A 15,725-nucleotide genomic window follows, 5' to 3' on the forward strand; every position below is an offset into this window, starting at 1 on the left:
GGCGCTTACACGTGATCTAGATCGATGTGAGCGTCGGGCTCGCCGCCGGCTGCGGTGAACGCCGTAAGAGCACGGACCAGTCCCTGCCGCTCGGCGGCCGGCATCTGCTCCACGATGCGGGCGATTTCCACCCGCCGGTTCGCGGTGACCTTCGCGACGACTTCGCGCCCTCGCTTGGTCAGCGCGGCCAGCAGCTCCCGCCGGGAGGTGGGGTGCGGCAAGCGGTCGATCATCCCGGCGCTGACCAACCTGTCGACCATCCGGCCGGTCGCCGACGGCTGCACGCCGAGCAGCGTTGCCAGAGTCGCGAGATTTATCGGACCGCGATTGGACAGAATCACCAGGGTCCGGAATTGCGGGATGGTGATCGTGTCGTCGACCTGCGCGATGGAATAAGACGAGATGCCGACCAGTAGCCGAGACGCTGTCAGCAGTGAATCGGTGATGGCATCCAGCGACTCGACTTCGGTCGCATTGTCGGTTGGCATTATGGCCCCCTTTCCCGGTCTCCCCGGGCCGTCAACTTCGTTGTAGTAATACACGCGCTACAGCAGAGAAAGTGTAACAACGTCCTACAATCGTAGACTTTAATTATTTCCTTTGTATACACTTTGCGCCGGGCATGTTCGGATTTTGGTAGTCGAGTTTTAACTGCCCCGGCGACGACGACGTCGCAGTTGACCTCCCTCCCTCCGCAGGAGATCCGATGGCTATCGACGCGTCCACTGAGTGCCAAGTTCCGGCGACCACGCATCGGGACATGTGGGCACTGGGTGACTACCCCACCTACGCCGAGGAAGTGTTGGCCCCACTGGGGCCGATTCTGGTCTCCGCCAGCGGTATTCGCCCGGGCGATCGGGTGCTCGACGTAGCCGCCGGTACGGGTAACCTGGCGATCCCCGCAGCGGTGGCCGGCGCGCATGTCATCGCCAGCGACCTTACCCCGGAACTGTTGCGCCGGGCCCAGGCGCGGGCATCGGCCGAGGGCCTCGAACTCGGCTGGCGGGAAGCCAACGCCGAAGCCCTGCCGTTCGGAGCCGGCAGTTTCGATGCCGTGCTGTCGACGATCGGGGCGATGTTCGCGCCGCGTCACCAGCGCACCGCCGACGAGCTGGCCAGGGTTTGCCGGCCCGGCGGCAAGATCAGCGTGCTGAGCTGGACACCCGACGGTTTCTACGGCCAGTTGCTTTCCACCATCCGACCGTTCCGGCCGACCCTGCCGGCCGGCGCACCTCATGAGGTGTGGTGGGGCAACGAGGAGTACGTCAGCGACCTGTTCCGCGACCATGTCACCGATGTCCGCACCCAGCGCGGCACATTGACGGTGGACCGGTTCAACGTTCCCGAAGCGTGCCGCGATTACTTCAAGAACTGCTACGGCCCGGTGATCAACGCCTATCGCAACATCGCCGACCATGCCGCCCAGGTCGCCAAACTCGATGGCGAACTCGACGTGCTGTGCCGCGAATACCTCATCGATGGCGTCATGGAGTGGGAATACCTGATTTTCACCGCTCGCAAGCGGGGGTATCACCAGTCCGGCTAGCACCGCCTAGCCAATTTGCAATGGGTCGATCTGCACCCGCAATGATTGATGCGTCTGGCGCGCGCTGAGCACGCCGACGCCACGCCGCAGGCTGGCCGCCAACTCCAGCCCGTGCCGCCGGCCGACGCGGACCAGCATCCGGGTAACCGGCGCGCCAGCCGGCGTGCCCGCCGGGCGGCGAGCGCCCGGCGGCAGATCCACCGGACCCAAAAGCTCCGCATCATCGGGCAGCCCGGCCGCCTCCAGCAGTGCCGTCACAGCTTCAGCGGGACCGTCGACCGCGGCGATGTGCACACTCGGCGGCAGCCCGACTTCCATGCGAGCCACCAGTTCGGCTTCGGCGTTGCCCACCGGATCCCATCGGATCAGCGATTGCACTGTGCGAAGGGAGGATTCGGCGACGACGGTCACCACGCCCCCGTCAACGCGCGGTCGCACCAGCGCGGCCGCGGCCATCCACCGCGACAGGGCGTCCTCGGCCGCCCGCAGGTCTTGCCGGCCCAGCAGCGCCCAGGTATCGAGCAGCAGCGCGGCCCCGTAGCCGCCGGCCGCCCGGGGTTCGGCCCCCGGGGTGGCGACCACCAGCGCGGGCTTGGCCGCGACCTCCGGAACGACGGTGTCGTCGGCCGACGTGATGACCGCGGTGCCCGGAAATGCGCGGCCTAGCTCCTCAGCGGTGCGCCGGGCCCCGACGACGACGGCACGGATCGCGTCGGACCCGCACCGTGCGCAGCGCACCGTCGGATCCATCCGGCCACACCAGCGGCACAGCGGGCCCGTGTCCTGCAGTGACAGCGGACCGGTGCAATGCCGGCATCGCGCGATCGCGCGGCAACGCCCACACGCCAGCGACGGCACGTAACCGCGCCGCGGGACCTGCACCAACACCGGCGCCTGCGCCTGCAGCGCCAAGCGGGCCGCGCGCAGCGCGATGGACGGCAGCCGGGCGGTGCGGGCGGCCGGATCGCGTTCCTCGGCATAGCCGCTGTCATCGAGGGCAACCACGCGCGGAGTGCGCGCCCGCACCACCGTCCGTGCCGCTACCACGTCATGCGCCCACCCGCTGCGAACCAGCGCATGCGCCTCGGTGGTGCGGGCATAGCCACCGATCAGCGCCGCACAGCGCGCCTGATGCGCGCGCAGCATCGCCACCTCCCGGGCGTGCGGATAAGGTGCTCTCGGCTCGGCCAGGCTGTCGTCGCCGTCGGCCCACACCAGGACCAGCCCCAAGTCGCTGAGCGGCGCAAACACGGCGCTGCGCGTGCCGATCACCAGCCGCGCGGTTCCCCGCAGCACCGCCAGCCAGCGCCGGTACCGCGCAGCCGGCCCGAGGCCGGCCGACAACGCCACCAGGTGGTCGGCGCCCACCCGGCTGGCCGCCGCTTCGCGGAGCAGGTCCAGGTCGCGCTGGTCGGGCACGATCGCCAGCGCGGTGCGTCCAGCGCGCACAGTCTCGGCGGCGGCCTCGGCGAACCGGTCGGCCCACTGCTCACCCGGTAACGCCTGCCAAACAGCCCGCGCGGCCCGGCCTTCAGCGAGTGCGGTCAGAAATTGACCGCCCCGGCCGTAGCTCTCCCAGGCCGAGGGGTCGACGGGTGCGACGACGGGCAGGCCCGGCTGCACCGGCGTCTCACGCTCCACCCGGGCGTGCCGCGCCGGTACCGCCAGGCGCAGCACGTCGGGCCGCGTGCCGGCGTAGCGCGCCGCCACCGCGTCGACCAGTCGCCGAATCTCGGGGGTGAGGACGGGAACGGGTGATACCACGCGATCGAGCCAGCCCAGTTTGCCGTGATGGTCGGTGTCGTTGCGGCGTTCCAGAATGAACCCGTCGACCAGCCGGCCATGGAACCGCACCCGCACCCGCACCCCCGGCTGGGCGTCATCGGACTGCTCCGCGGACACCAGGTAGTCGAACTCGCGGTCCAGGTGCGGCACCGAAAGCATCGGCAGCACTCGCGCTATCGGTTCGACCTCAATGGGCAGTCGATCCCGAGATGCGTTGCTAGGCAATATCTTTCTCGGTGGACTCGGGGGCGCCGGCAATTCCCTCGCGACCGAAGAAGAACCCTGCGGTGATCAATATCTCCGCCGCGGCGTACAGCCACCAGATCGGTACGGCCAGCACCTCATTGCCCAGGATGAAGCGGCCGACGGCGATCATCGAGTCCGAAGCCGCAAAACATATCGCGCCCACCGCGATCCAGATCGTCGGCAACTGCGCCAACAGTGCCGCGCTCACCATGGCGCAGAGAACCGTGATGTACGCCGTCACCGGAATCGTCAGCTTCTGCTCAGCCAGGTGCGGCCACAACCAGGTCAGCATTGCCGCACACGCCACGACGATGATGGCAACACCACTCAGGCGCCACCGCGACGGCGCCGCGTGCGGCACCATCGCCCCCAGAAAACACAAGTGCGCCAACAGAAATGACCCTAGCCCGAACACGAACGACGGGCTCCACCACGGAATCGACAGGAACCAGTCGCCGGCGGCCGAGAACAGCAGCGCCGGCATCAGCCAGCGCCGCTCTCGAACCACGGGGTGCGCAACCGCGGCGACGGTCAACAGCACCGCCATCGACGCTTTGAACGGCGGCTGCAAGATCCAGTGTCCGGTGAGTTCGCCGCCCGGCGGAAACCGCATCGCGAGGACGGTTAGGTAGACGCCATAGGCGATTCCCGCCCAGCCGGCCGCAACCCAGAAACCGGCAACCAGACGAGATGCGTACGGTACCTCCATGCCCAACTTGGAGAACACCGACGAGGAAAAGCCCGCTGTCGATCCCATCATGCTGAAGGTACTGGATGCGGTTCCATTTCGGCTATCACCCGAGAACGGAATCGAAGCGATGCGCCAGCGATTGCGCGACCTGCCGCGGCGCGCGGTGCATCCGGAGTTGCGGGTTGAGAATCGGGCCATCACCGGCCCGGCGAGTAGCATCGGTCTCCGGATCTATTGGCCGCCAAGCGATTCCGATCACGACACGGATCCACCCGTGGTGGTGTATTTCCACGGGGGCGGCTTCGTCATGGGCGATCTCGACACGCACGACGGCTCCTGCCGTCAGCATGCGGTAGGCACCGGCGCGGTAGTGGTGTCGGTCGACTACCGCTTGGCACCGGAACATCCCTACCCCGCCGCCATCGAAGATGCCTGGGCCGCAACGAGTTGGGTGGCAGAACACGGTTCTGAGCTCGGAGCCGACAGCGGCCGGATCGCCGTCGCCGGCGATTCGGCGGGCGGCACCATTGCCGCGGTAATGGCACAGAAAGCCCGCGATGAAAACGCGCCGCCGCTTGCCTTTCAGCTGTTGTGGTATCCCTCCCTCATGTGGGATCAATCGCTGCCGTCGTTCACCGAGAACGCCACCGCACCGATCCTGGACACCAACGCCATCGCCGAGTTCTCCCGTTGGTACGGCGCTGAAGTCGACCTGTCCAACCCACCGGCCGGGCTGGCTCCGGGCCGAGCCGAAAACTTCGCAGGCCTGCCGCCCGCCTACATCGGCGTCGCGGGCCACGACCCGTTGCGCGACGACGGCATTCGCTACGGCGAGTTGCTGGCGGCCGCCGGTGTGCCCGTCCAGGTCGACAACGCCGACACGCTGGTACACGCCTATATCGGCTACGCGGGTGTGGTGCCGGCGGCCACAGCGGCGCTCGAGCGCGGGCTGGCCGCATTGCGCGTGGCGCTACACCCCTAGATCCGGCGTTGCTTAAAGTGGGGAAATGAGGGAGACAAATGCCCAACCCGGCATCGATCCCGTCTTCAAGGCGTTGCTCGATGCCGTTCCGATGACGTTCAACGCCGCCGACGGCGCCGAGGTCGCTCGCGCGGCGCTCGCCGCACTGAAGGTGCCCCCCGAATTGCTGCCGAAGCTGCGGACCGAGGACCGAACCGTCGGGTATGACGGGCGCAGCGACATTCCGATCCGGATCTACTGGCCGCCCATCGACGAGGACAACCTGCCCGTCGTCGTCTACTACCACGGCGGCGGATGGGCGCTCGGCAGCCTGGACACCCATGACCCGGTCGCCCGCGCACACGCCGTCGGCGCCGACGCCATCGTGGTGTCCGTCGATTACCGGCTGGCCCCCGAGCACCCTTATCCGGCTGGGGTCGACGACAGTTGGGCGGCTTTGCGCTGGGTCGGCGAGCACGCCGCCGAGTTGGGCGGCGACCCGACCCGGATCGCCGTCGCGGGTGATTCGGCAGGCGGCAACCTCGCGGCGGTCATGGCCCAGCTGGCCCGGGACAACGCCTCCCCGGACCTGGTGTATCAGCTGTTGTGGTACCCCTCGTGCATCGGCGACCTGTCGCTGCCGTCGTTCACCGAGCACGCGACGGCATACATCTTGGACCTCGAAGTCATCGACGCGTTCCTGGCCTGGTATCTGCCGGGCCACGACCTCAGTGACCACACGGTGCTGCCCGCCACCCTGGCCCCAGGCAACGGCAACCTGGCCGGGCTGCCCCCGGCGTTCGTCGCCACCGCCCAGCACGACCCGCTGCGCGACGACGGCGCCCGCTATGCCGAGCTGCTCAATGCGGCCGGCGTGCAAGTGGAGTTGTGCAACGAGCCGCAGATGGTCCACGGCTACGTCAACTTCGCCCTGGTGGTGCCCGCCGCGGCCCAGGCCACCAACCGCGGGCTGGCGGCGCTGCAGAAGGCGCTGCACGCCTAGTTTTTGGCTAGCCTCGGCGCGAATATGCGCTGGGCGGGGCGCCGTACCAGCGTTTGAAGGCGTGGGAGAACGTCGAGACTTCGGTGTATCCGAGACGGGTGGACACCTCCTCCACGGTGAGCCCCACATTGCGTAGCAAGTCCACGGCCACCGCGGCGCGCGCTTCGTTGAGCAACGCGCGAAAAGACGTGCCTTCTTCGGCAAGTCGGCGGCGCAGTGTGCGCGGATGCATGTCGAGCTCGTCGGCGACGTCGGACAGCGCGGGAAAGAGGCCGGAATCGCGAAACAGCTTGGTGCGCACCAGCGCTGTGATGCCCCGGCGCTGCTCGTTGCGCTGCATCAGCACGTCGCACTGCGCGATACACATCTCCAAGGTGTGCCGGTCGGCCTGCGGCAACGGCTCGTCGAACATGGCCCGCGGAAAGTGCAACCGATTGTGCGCGCGGCCGAAGGCGATGTCGTGCACCGGCATGAGCCCGAGCAGTGGGCGCAGCAGCTTTTCGTCGATCGCTACCTCCGCGGATACCTGTTCAGCGTATTTCTCGGCCACTGGCAACGCGAAACTCATTGTGGTGGTGATGATTCCGGCGACATCGCGTTCGATGAAGAAGCGCTGCACGTCGGCCGGCAGGTGGGCGGCGGCCAGGTCGACCAGGCAGTCGTCGGCGGTTTCGAACAACGTCATGTCGATGTGCAGCATGGTCAGGGCGAAGTACCGCATCGACATGCCGAACAGTTCGCGCAAGGTGCCACAGGACATCACGGCGAACCCGAACAAACCGAAATGGGTGAGCGTGAAGCGACTGCCCACATCGATGCCCACGCCGGCGTCGTCGGGCAGCCGGGCCAGCAGGCTGCGCACTGCGGTGATCTCGTCGAGCGCACTGACGACGGTGTCCGGCTTGTCCAGGTCGGCGGGGTCGATTGCGGTGCCGGCCAACACGTCGCAGGTGGACACCCCGCGTTCGTTGGCCACTTCGCACAGCACCCGGGTGGCATACACCGGGTGGGTCACCTCGGTTCTCACGGAATTGTCCTAAACTCCCAAGTCGGTGTCCCATAGTCTCATTACGGGCCGCCCGTGTCATCCATACAGTGGAGCTATGGCCACCCTGATCGCTGAGCGGCCCCAGAGGGGACCGGCCCGACGCCTGCGCACCTGGACGATGACCCGGGAAGCCATCACCGTCGGATTCGACGTCGGCGACGGCTTCCTGGGCCGGGTTCGCGGCAGTGATATCACTCGGTTCCGTTGCGCCGGAAGGCGTTTCGTCTCGATATGCCACCCGGATTATGTCGACCACGTGCTGCACGAGGCCCGGCTGAAATACGTCAAGTCCGACGAATACGGCCCGATCCGGGCCGCCGCCGGGCTCAACCTGCTGACCGATGAGGGCGACTCGTGGGCCAGTCACCGTGGGGTGCTCAACCCGACCTTCGCCCGCCGTCACCTCAACGAACTCGTCGACCTGATGATCGACCCGATCGTCGACGTCACCTCCGCCCTGCCGGCGGCGGGTGTGGTGTTCGACATGCACGACACGATGGTCGAGGCAACCCTGCGCGTCGTCGCCAACGCACTGTTCAGCCAGGACTTCGGGCCGTTGGTGCAGAGCATGAACGACCTTGCCACGCGTGGGCTGCGGCGCGCGGAAAAGCTGGAGCGTCTCGGGCTGTGGGGCCTGATGCCGCCGCCGATGTATGACGCGCTGATGCGGTGTACCTACGCGGGCGTTCGGCTACCACCACCGTTGCGAGAGATGCAGAAGATCACCCTGGCCCTCGACGACGCGGTCAACGCTGTGATCGATCGGCGGCTGAAAAGCCCGACCGACTCCCCCGACCTGCTCAATGTCCTGCTGCGCGCGGACGGCGGCTCCTGGCCTCACCAGCGGATCCGGGACGAAGCGCTGACCTTCATGCTCGCCGGCCACGAGACGACCGCCAACGCCCTGTCCTGGTTCTGGTATCTGATGGCCCTGCATCCCGAGGCGCGCGAGCGGATGCTCGCCGAGGTGGACGAGGTGCTGGGCAGCCGCCGCCCGACCGCCGCCGACCTGAGCAGTCTGCCGTGGACGACCGCGTGCCTGCAGGAGGCGCAGCGTTACTTCTCCTCGGTGTGGGTCATCGCGCGCGAGGCCATCGACGACGACGTAATCGACGGGCACCACGTTCGCCGCGGCAGCACCGTCGTCATCCCGATTCACCACATTCACCACGACCCGCGCTGGTGGCCGGACCCCGAAGAATTCGATCCCGGCCGGTTCCTGGACGCCGGCGCCGTCAAGAGCCGTCACCGCTCGGCGTATCTGCCATTCGGCGGCGGCCGGCGCATATGCATCGGGCAGAGCTTCGCTCTGATGGAGATGGTTCTCATGGCAGCAATCATGAGTCAGCGCTTCACCTTTGACCTGGCGCCAGATCACGTCGTCGAACTCGAGGCGACGCTGACGCTGCGGCCCAAGCACGGAATGCACCTCATTGGAAGCAGGCGGTCATGAGCACAACACCCGATTACCCGATAGTGATCGTCGGTGCCGGATTCTCCGGAATCGGCTCCGCGATCAAACTCGACGAGGCCGGATTTCACGACTACCTGCTGATCGAGGCCGGTGACGGCGTGGGCGGCACCTGGCACTGGAACACCTATCCCGGTATCGCCGTGGACATTCCGTCGTTCTCCTACCAGTTCTCGTTCGAGCAGAGCCCGGACTGGTCGCGCACCTATGCACCCGGCCGCGAGCTCAAGGCGTACGCCGAACACTGTGTCGACAAGTACGGCATCCGGAACCGAATCCGGTTCAACACCAAGGTCCTTGCCGCGGAGTACGACGACGAGCATGGTCTGTGGCGCGTACAGACCGACCCGGGCGGCGAGATCACCGCCCGGTACCTGATCAGCGCCAGCGGAGTCCTGACGACGCCGAAGCTGCCCGACATCGACGGGGTGGATTCCTTCGACGGCATCACCATGCACACCGCACGCTGGGACCACACCCAGGACCTGACCGGCAAGCGTGTCGCCGTCATCGGCACCGGCGCCTCAGCCGTCCAGATCATTCCCGAGATCGCGCCAATCGTCGCCCAGCTCACCGTGTTTCAGCGCACCCCCATCTGGTGCTTTCCCAAACTCGACGTGCCGCTGCCCAAGGCGGCCCGGTGGGCGATGCGGATTCCCGGCGGCAAGGCCGTGCAGCGCGCGCTCAGCCAGGCGTTCGTGGAAGCCACCTTTCCCATTGCGGCGCAGTACTTTACGGTGTTCCCGTTGGCACGGCGAATGGAATCGGCGGGACGGGCGTATCTGCGCAAGCAGGTCCACGACCCGGTGCTGCGTGAGCAGCTGACCCCGCGATACGCCGTGGGCTGCAAGCGGCCCGGCTTCCACAACACGTATCTATCGACCTTCAACCGCGACAACGTGCGGCTGGTCACCGAGCCGATCGACAAGATCACGCCCACCTCGGTGGTGACCACCGACGGCGGCGATCACGAGATCGACGTGCTGATCCTGGCGACCGGCTTCAAGGTGATGGACACCGACAACGTCCCGACCTTCGCCGTCGTCGGAAGCGGCGGGCGGTCGTTGAGCCGGTTCTGGGACGAACACCGGCTGCAGGCTTACGAAGGCGTCAGTATCCCCGGATACCCGAACCTGTTCACCGTCTTCGGGCCATACGGTTATGTCGGCTCGTCATATTTCGCGCTCATCGAAACGCAGACCCACCACATCATCCGGTGCCTCAAGCGGGCCCGGCGCGACGGCGCGACCCGGATCGAGGTCACCGAGCAGGCCAACGCCCGCTACTTCGCCGAGGTGATGCGGCGACGTCACCGGCAGGTGTTCTGGCAGGACAGCTGCCGGCTGGCCAACAGCTACTACTTCGACAAGAACGGCGACGTCCCGCTGCGGCCCACCACGACCGTCGAAGCCTATTGGCGCAGTAGACGTTTCGATCTCGACGACTACCGGTTCTCGGCTTAGCGCTGCCGGGCCAGGTGGCGGCGCAACCGGGGCAGGCTCCAGCGCCGCCAGGTCGTGCCGATTGCGGCGGCCAATAGCTGGCCCGGCGCCCACCACGGGGTGTCGAAGGCGATGCGATAGTCCAGTCGAGTGCGACCGCCCGCCAGGTCGGTCAGTTGGATGTGGCCGAGGTGATTGCGGACTGGGCCGCGAATGGTGCGGTATTCGATCAGCCGGGGCGGGCGGTAGCAGACGATCTCCTCCTGTATTGGCCAGAGCCCCAACACTTTTTGGGCCCGCACCGAACGCAGGCCGTCCGGTTCGGTGGGGTCCACGCCGTCGCGCACCCGGCGCTGGCGCACCGGCCACAGCGTGGACCACCGGCGGCTGAGAACACCGAAGACCGCTTCGGCCGGTGCCTCGAGTTCGACGGTGGACTGCACGCGATAACGGCGCGCGAGTTCGACCGTGCCGCTGCCGTGGGTGGCCGCGGTGGTCCTGGCGACCAGCCAGTCACGCAGGAACGGGAACACATCCGTGGTGGCGGCGGGGTGCAGCAGGGGTGACTCGTGCGAATGGTTACGGGCGAAGCCGGTGCGGCGGGCAGCCGACTGCACACGCGCGTCGGCGCCGGCGAACGGTCGCGCGAGCCGGGCGCACCGGGTAGCGGGCGCAATGGCATCGCGCGGCGCGGTGAAGACCAGGACCGGAACGTCGACAGCGCCCAGGACCGCCGATAGCCCGGCTCCGGTTCGTTCGGCGGCGCCCCAAGAGATCGCGTCGGCGAGGGCGGCGACCGGCTCGTCTTCGGGGCCCAGCCCGAACCGCCGCGCCGGAAACACACCGCGCCAGAGCCGAGCGCCCAGCGTCGCGGCAACGATCCGATTGGCAAGCAACGGGATGTCCACGGCCGAATTGACCAGCACCAGCCCCGCGATCTGCGATCGCTGCATGGTCTCGGCCGCGGCCCGGGCCAGTGCCACCCCGCCGAATGAATGACCGACCCAGAAGGCCGGGACGTCGGTTTGGGTGGCGATCAGCCGCTGGACGGCGGGCAGATCGACGCACACCACCTCCTCCCACCCCGCACGAGCACCCGTCGACAACGCCACGCCGCCCGTTCCGCGCCGCTCGACGATCCAAACCTCGAACCCCGCGTCGGCCAGCGTGTCGGCCAGCCCGCCCCCGCCCGGCCACAAATACAACCTGCGGTTGTCGAACATGCCCGGCACCAGAACCACCGGCACCCCATGACCGCCGGCCTCGCTGACTCGGGTAACCCGGAACCGTCCGCCGTCGGCAACCACTAACGCCGTGCTCAGCACATAACGCCGCGCGTACTGCTCACCCGTCCAGGTGACCGGTATGGTGAATTCCGTCATCGCCAAAGGTTCGTAGCACACAAATCGGACCGGCTTCAATGAATGTGCACTTTTACGAACGTGATTGGGCACATTGTCCCGCTTCGTGCGAAACACATTGCGAGACCTCGGCGCTTCGTAGGATCTCCTGTTTGTCGGTGTGTTTGGCAGCACCAGCATTATGGGAAGGCTTGCGAAAAGGTGAATTTCACGGTATTTCCGCCCGAGGTGAATTCGGGGCTGATCTGGGCCGGTCCGGGGTCCGCCCCGATGTTGGCGACGGCGGCAGCCTGGGACACGCTGTCCAGCGAATTAGACTCAGCCGCAAGCTCTTTCAGATCGACCGTCGCGGGGCTGGCCGAACAGGCGTGGCAAGGCGCCGCGGCGCAGGCCATGACACGCGTCGCCGAGACGTATGCGGCGTATTTGACGGCCGCGACGGGCCAGGCCGGGCTGGCATCGAGTCAAGCCAAAGCCCTGGCCGACGTCTTCGAAGCGGCGCGGGCGGCCACCATACATCCGGCGGTGGTGGCGGCCAATCGATCTGAGTTGGCGTCGTTGGTGGTCTCGAATCTGTTCGGTCAAAACGCGCCCGCCATTGCCGCCGCCGAGGCGGGCTACGAGGAGATTTGGGCCCAGGATGTGGCGGCGATGAGCGGCTACTACGCGCAGGCTTCGGCGGCGGTTGCGTCCTTGAGTCCCTGGCAGGCGGTGTCTGGTCTGTCGGCCGGAGCCAAGGGCATCTACATCTACATCCCATTCCTGGACGGCACCATCAACCTGACAATCGGCAATATCGGCAACCTCAGCCCCGGCATCGGCAACATCGGCAACCTGAACCTGGGCAGCGGCAACGTCGGCGACTTCAACCTGGGCACCGGCAACTTCGGCACGCTCAACCTGGGCAGTGGAAACGGCAGCTCGGGCAAGGGGGATTCGGCGGCACAACTTCCGGGCAGCTTCAACCTGGGCAGCGGCAACATCGGCAGCTACAACCTGGGCAGCGGCAACCTCGGCAACTTCAATCTGAGCAGCGGCAACCTCGGCAACTTCAACCTGGGCGGCGGAAACACCGGCAGCACCAACTTCGGCAGCGGCAACGCCGGGAGCAACAACATCGGCTCGGGCAACACCGGCAATCTGAACCAGGGCAGCGGAAACACCGGCGACGCAAATTTCGGTCTCGGCAATACCGGCACGGGCAACGTCGGCAGCGGAAACACCGGCTCGGCGAACTTCGGCGGCGGCAACCTCGGCAACGCCAATATCGGCTATGGAAACCTCGGCAGCAACAACATCGGCTTGGGGAACAAGGGCAGCAACAACATCGGCTTCGGGTTGACCGGCGACCACCAGATCGGCATCAATTTCAGCGCGCTCAACAGCGGCAGCGGAAACCTCGGACTGTTCAACTCCGGCGATGACAACATCGGTTTCTTCAATTCGGGCGACGGTAATTGGGGCGTCGCGAACTCCGGTCAGGGTGTAGGCCCGTTGAGCCTCGAATTCGGCACCTCGGGCGTTTGGAACACCGGGGTGGGAAGCTCGGGCACCCTCAATACGGGCCTGGGGAACTCGGGCAGCTACAGTACCGGCCTGTTCAACTCGGGCATGACGAACTCGGGCTTTTTCAACTCCGGCGATACCAACACCGGCCTGTTCAACTCCGGCGACACCAACACCGGTCTGTTCAACTCGGGCAACATCAATACCGGCCTATTCGACTCGGGCAGTACGAATTTCGGCAGCTTCAACGGCGGCAGCATCAACTCGGGCGGCTTCAACTCCGGCGACATCAACACCGGCTACGGCAACGCCGGCGGCGTCAATACCGGGCTGCTCAACGGGGGCAATCTCAACACCGGCCCCGGTAGCCCCTACGACCAAAACGTATTGAACTCAGGCTTTTCCAACTCCGGATCAGGTTTCGGCTACGGCGGTGTCAACCAGTCGGGCTTTGCGAATCAGGGTTTCAACAACTCCGGCATCGATTCCGGCGACAACATCGATCAAACTGTCGGGCCGCACAGTTTCATCGGCACCATCGGCTCTTCGGGATACGAAAACCACGGCAATTTCGGTTCCGGTTTCCTCAACGCCGGCGCCTACAGCTCGGGTTTCCGGAACACCGGCCCCACCTACATCGGGCCGGCCAATATGTCCGGCTTCATCAATAGCTCGGGCCAGTACATTTCGGGCGTGTTCAATGCGGCCACGCTCAACGGCACCACGGAAACCTTCACCTCGGGCCTGATGAATCTGGGCAACCAGGTCTCGGGGCTGTTCAACGCACAAAATCAGGAGTCGGGCGCTTTCCACTAACCGTTACGCTCGGACGATGGCGAAGGTGTTTGCGGGTATCGACGAGTCACTGCGGGCGTTCATCGGGGAACAGGCCGTGTTCTTCGTTGCCACCGCCCCGTCCGAGGGTGGCCGAATCAACCTCTCCCCCAAGGGATACGGCGACACATTCGCAGTGCTCGACGACCACACCGTGGCCTATCTCGATCTGTTCGGCAGCGGCGTCGAAACGATCGCACACCTGCGCGACAACGGCCGCATCACGATCATGTTCTGCTCGTTCACCCGCAACTCACGCATTCTGCGGCTGTTCGGCACCGGCCGGACCGTTCGCCCGGACGACGCCGAATTCGACCGCGTCCGAACACATTTCCCGCAGTTACGGCCGGGCATCCGGGCCGCCATCGTCGTCGACGTTGAACGGATCGCCGACGCCTGCGGATTCGCGGTGCCCTACTACGAGCTGGTCGACGACCGTCCCGTGCTGGACGCCTACCACGCCAAGCAGCCCGACGAAGCGTTCACCCGGCTGACCAAACGCAACCAGCACAGCATCGACGGCCTGCCGGGATTGGAACCCGACCATCCGCTGCCGCCCGGCCCAGTCTGACTAGATCGCGCGCTTGAGGTCGTCGACCTTGTCCAGCCGCTCCCACGGCAGATCCACATCGGTGCGGCCGAAATGCCCGTAGGCAGCGGTCTGCGCGTAGATCGGCTGCAGCAGGTTCAGGTCGCGAATGATCGCACCGGGCCGCAGGTCGAACACCTCGCCGATGGCCTTCTCGATCTTGACCGGGTCGACGGCCTCGGAACCGAAGGTCTCCACGAACAGACCGACCGGGGCAGCTTTACCGATGGCGTAGGCCACCTGCACCTCGACCCGCTGCGCCAGCCCTGCGGCGACGACGTTCTTGGCCACCCAGCGCATCGCGTACGCCGCCGAGCGGTCCACCTTGGAGGGATCCTTGCCGGAGAAGGCACCGCCGCCGTGGCGGGCCCAGCCGCCGTAGGTGTCGACGATGATCTTGCGGCCGGTCAGCCCGGCGTCACCCATCGGGCCACCCAGGACGAACTTGCCGGTCGGGTTCACCAGCACCCGCGTTGCCGACGAGTCCAGGGTGTCGTGGGCCAGCTCCTCGAGCACGCTCTGCAGCACGTGCCGGCGGATGTCAGGGTCCAGCGTCTTCTCCAGGTCGATGCCGTCGGCGTGCTGGGTGGACACCACCACGGTGTCCAGCCGCACCGGGACGTTGTCCTCGTAGGCGATGGTGACCTGTGTTTTGCCATCGGGCCGCAGATAGGGCAGCACGCCGTTCTTGCGGACCTCGGTGAGCCGCCGCGACAGCCGGTGCGCCAGCGCGATGGGCAGCGGCATCAGCTCCGGGGTGTCGTTGATCGCATAGCCGAACATCAGGCCCTGGTCACCGGCGCCCTGGGAGTCCAGCGGGTCGGCGGCGCCCTCGACGCGCGCCTCGTGGGCGGTGTCGACGCCCTGGGCGATGTCGGGCGACTGCGCGCCAATGCCGATGTTCACCCCGCAGGACGCGCCGTCGAAGCCCTTGTCCGAGGAGTCGTAGCCGATGTCGAGGATGCGGGCGCGAACGGTGTTGGTGATATCGGCGAAGGCCGATTTGGCCGTCGTCGTCACCTCACCCACCACGTGCACCTGACCTGTCGTGACCAGCGTCTCGACCGCGACACGTGAGCGGGGATCCTCCGCCAGAAGCGCGTCGAGGACCGAGTCGCTGATCGCGTCACAGATCTTGTCGGGATGTCCCTCTGTCACCGACTCACTGGTAAACAGCCGACCCTTTTCGCTCACAACATCTATCCTTCCGATAATTAGTTAGCCGAATTATATCCTCCGGCA

General features: G+C 66.4%; 13 protein-coding genes. 7 read left to right on the forward strand and 6 right to left on the reverse strand.

What is annotated here, in order from left to right; translation table 11 throughout:
• Window positions 1-5: 5 nt before the first annotated feature.
• A complete protein-coding gene (locus BST12_RS15380; protein ID WP_139801706.1) occupies window positions 6-491 on the reverse strand; it encodes a MarR family transcriptional regulator in 486 nt (161 codons plus the stop codon).
• Window positions 492-706: 215 nt separating this feature from the next.
• Here BST12_RS15380 and BST12_RS15385 point away from each other — a divergent pair, with 215 nt between their 5' ends.
• Entirely contained in the window at window positions 707-1,546 is an 840-nt protein-coding gene (locus BST12_RS15385) for a class I SAM-dependent methyltransferase (RefSeq protein WP_083113989.1), read from the forward strand.
• 6 nt (window positions 1,547-1,552) lie between these two features.
• On the opposite strand, the gene BST12_RS15390 is transcribed toward BST12_RS15385, so the two are convergent.
• Together BST12_RS15390 and BST12_RS15395 are read right to left on the reverse strand one after the other, a co-directional pair.
• Window positions 1,553-3,490 (reverse strand): primosomal protein N', encoded by a 1,938-nt coding sequence (locus tag BST12_RS15390; RefSeq protein WP_083114027.1) that lies wholly within the window; start codon window positions 3,488-3,490, stop codon window positions 1,553-1,555.
• 58 nt (window positions 3,491-3,548) lie between these two features.
• A complete protein-coding gene (locus BST12_RS15395) occupies window positions 3,549-4,286 on the reverse strand; it encodes a lysoplasmalogenase (protein WP_083113990.1) in 738 nt (245 codons plus the stop codon).
• Here BST12_RS15395 and BST12_RS15400 point away from each other — a divergent pair.
• Window positions 4,285-5,250 carry an alpha/beta hydrolase gene (locus BST12_RS15400; protein WP_083113991.1) on the forward strand — a complete coding sequence of 322 codons (966 nt, stop codon included), beginning with the start codon at window positions 4,285-4,287 and terminating at the stop codon, window positions 5,248-5,250. The two genes, BST12_RS15395 and BST12_RS15400, sit on opposite strands and share 2 nt — an antisense overlap.
• 25 nt (window positions 5,251-5,275) lie before the next feature.
• On the forward strand, window positions 5,276-6,232 hold the full coding sequence (locus BST12_RS15405; protein ID WP_083113992.1) for an alpha/beta hydrolase: 957 nt from the start codon (window positions 5,276-5,278) through the stop codon (window positions 6,230-6,232).
• A gap of 7 nt (window positions 6,233-6,239) precedes the next feature.
• Here the strand turns inward: BST12_RS15405 and BST12_RS15410 are convergent, their stop codons facing one another.
• Window positions 6,240-7,259: a helix-turn-helix transcriptional regulator gene (locus BST12_RS15410; protein WP_139801701.1), complete on the reverse strand. Its 1,020-nt coding sequence runs from the start codon at window positions 7,257-7,259 to the stop codon at window positions 6,240-6,242.
• A 76-nt stretch (window positions 7,260-7,335) separates the two neighbouring features.
• Between BST12_RS15410 and BST12_RS15415 the strand changes: the two genes are divergently transcribed.
• Together BST12_RS15415 and BST12_RS15420 are read left to right on the forward strand one after the other, a co-directional pair.
• Complete coding sequence (locus tag BST12_RS15415) at window positions 7,336-8,733, forward strand: cytochrome P450 (protein ID WP_083113993.1); 1,398 nt, start codon at window positions 7,336-7,338, stop codon at window positions 8,731-8,733.
• Window positions 8,730-10,214, forward strand: a complete 1,485-nt coding sequence (locus BST12_RS15420; protein ID WP_083113994.1) for a flavin-containing monooxygenase — start codon at window positions 8,730-8,732, stop codon at window positions 10,212-10,214. Before BST12_RS15415 ends, BST12_RS15420 begins: the two co-directional genes overlap by 4 nt.
• Here the strand turns inward: BST12_RS15420 and BST12_RS15425 are convergent.
• Complete coding sequence (locus BST12_RS15425; protein ID WP_083113995.1) at window positions 10,211-11,575, reverse strand: alpha/beta fold hydrolase; 1,365 nt, start codon at window positions 11,573-11,575, stop codon at window positions 10,211-10,213. The two genes, BST12_RS15420 and BST12_RS15425, sit on opposite strands and share 4 nt — an antisense overlap.
• Before the next feature lie 180 nt (window positions 11,576-11,755).
• Here BST12_RS15425 and BST12_RS15430 point away from each other — a divergent pair, with 180 nt between their 5' ends.
• Both BST12_RS15430 and BST12_RS15435 read left to right on the forward strand, forming a co-directional pair.
• Window positions 11,756-13,876 carry a PPE family protein gene (locus tag BST12_RS15430; protein ID WP_083113996.1) on the forward strand — a complete coding sequence of 707 codons (2,121 nt, stop codon included), beginning with the start codon at window positions 11,756-11,758 and terminating at the stop codon, window positions 13,874-13,876.
• 16 nt (window positions 13,877-13,892) lie between these two features.
• The gene (locus BST12_RS15435) at window positions 13,893-14,465 is read left to right on the forward strand and encodes a pyridoxamine 5'-phosphate oxidase family protein (protein WP_083113997.1); all 573 of its coding nucleotides are present in this window, start codon (window positions 13,893-13,895) and stop codon (window positions 14,463-14,465) included.
• On the opposite strand, the gene metK is transcribed toward BST12_RS15435, so the two are convergent.
• Window positions 14,466-15,677 (reverse strand): methionine adenosyltransferase, encoded by a 1,212-nt coding sequence (gene metK, locus BST12_RS15440; RefSeq protein WP_083113998.1) that lies wholly within the window; start codon window positions 15,675-15,677, stop codon window positions 14,466-14,468.
• Between the last annotated feature and the right edge of the window lie 48 nt (window positions 15,678-15,725).

This window comes from Mycobacterium angelicum, from assembly GCF_002086155.1.
Taxonomy (GTDB): domain Bacteria; phylum Actinomycetota; class Actinomycetes; order Mycobacteriales; family Mycobacteriaceae; genus Mycobacterium; species Mycobacterium angelicum.

Excerpts from the sequence above, each read along its gene's own strand:
- BST12_RS15385 (WP_083113989.1), top strand. The coding sequence starts at position 707 with ATGGCTATCGACGCGTCCACTGAGTGCCAAGTTCCGGCGACCACGCAT.
- BST12_RS15390 (WP_083114027.1), bottom strand. The coding sequence starts at position 3,490 with ATGCTTTCGGTGCCGCACCTGGACCGCGAGTTCGACTACCTGGTGTCC.
- BST12_RS15400 (WP_083113991.1), top strand. The coding sequence starts at position 4,285 with ATGCCCAACTTGGAGAACACCGACGAGGAAAAGCCCGCTGTCGATCCC.
- BST12_RS15395 (WP_083113990.1), bottom strand. The coding sequence starts at position 4,286 with ATGGAGGTACCGTACGCATCTCGTCTGGTTGCCGGTTTCTGGGTTGCG.
- BST12_RS15405 (WP_083113992.1), top strand. The coding sequence starts at position 5,276 with ATGAGGGAGACAAATGCCCAACCCGGCATCGATCCCGTCTTCAAGGCG.
- BST12_RS15415 (WP_083113993.1), top strand. The coding sequence starts at position 7,336 with ATGGCCACCCTGATCGCTGAGCGGCCCCAGAGGGGACCGGCCCGACGC.
- BST12_RS15420 (WP_083113994.1), top strand. The coding sequence starts at position 8,730 with ATGAGCACAACACCCGATTACCCGATAGTGATCGTCGGTGCCGGATTC.
- BST12_RS15425 (WP_083113995.1), bottom strand. The coding sequence starts at position 11,575 with ATGACGGAATTCACCATACCGGTCACCTGGACGGGTGAGCAGTACGCG.
- BST12_RS15435 (WP_083113997.1), top strand. The coding sequence starts at position 13,893 with ATGGCGAAGGTGTTTGCGGGTATCGACGAGTCACTGCGGGCGTTCATC.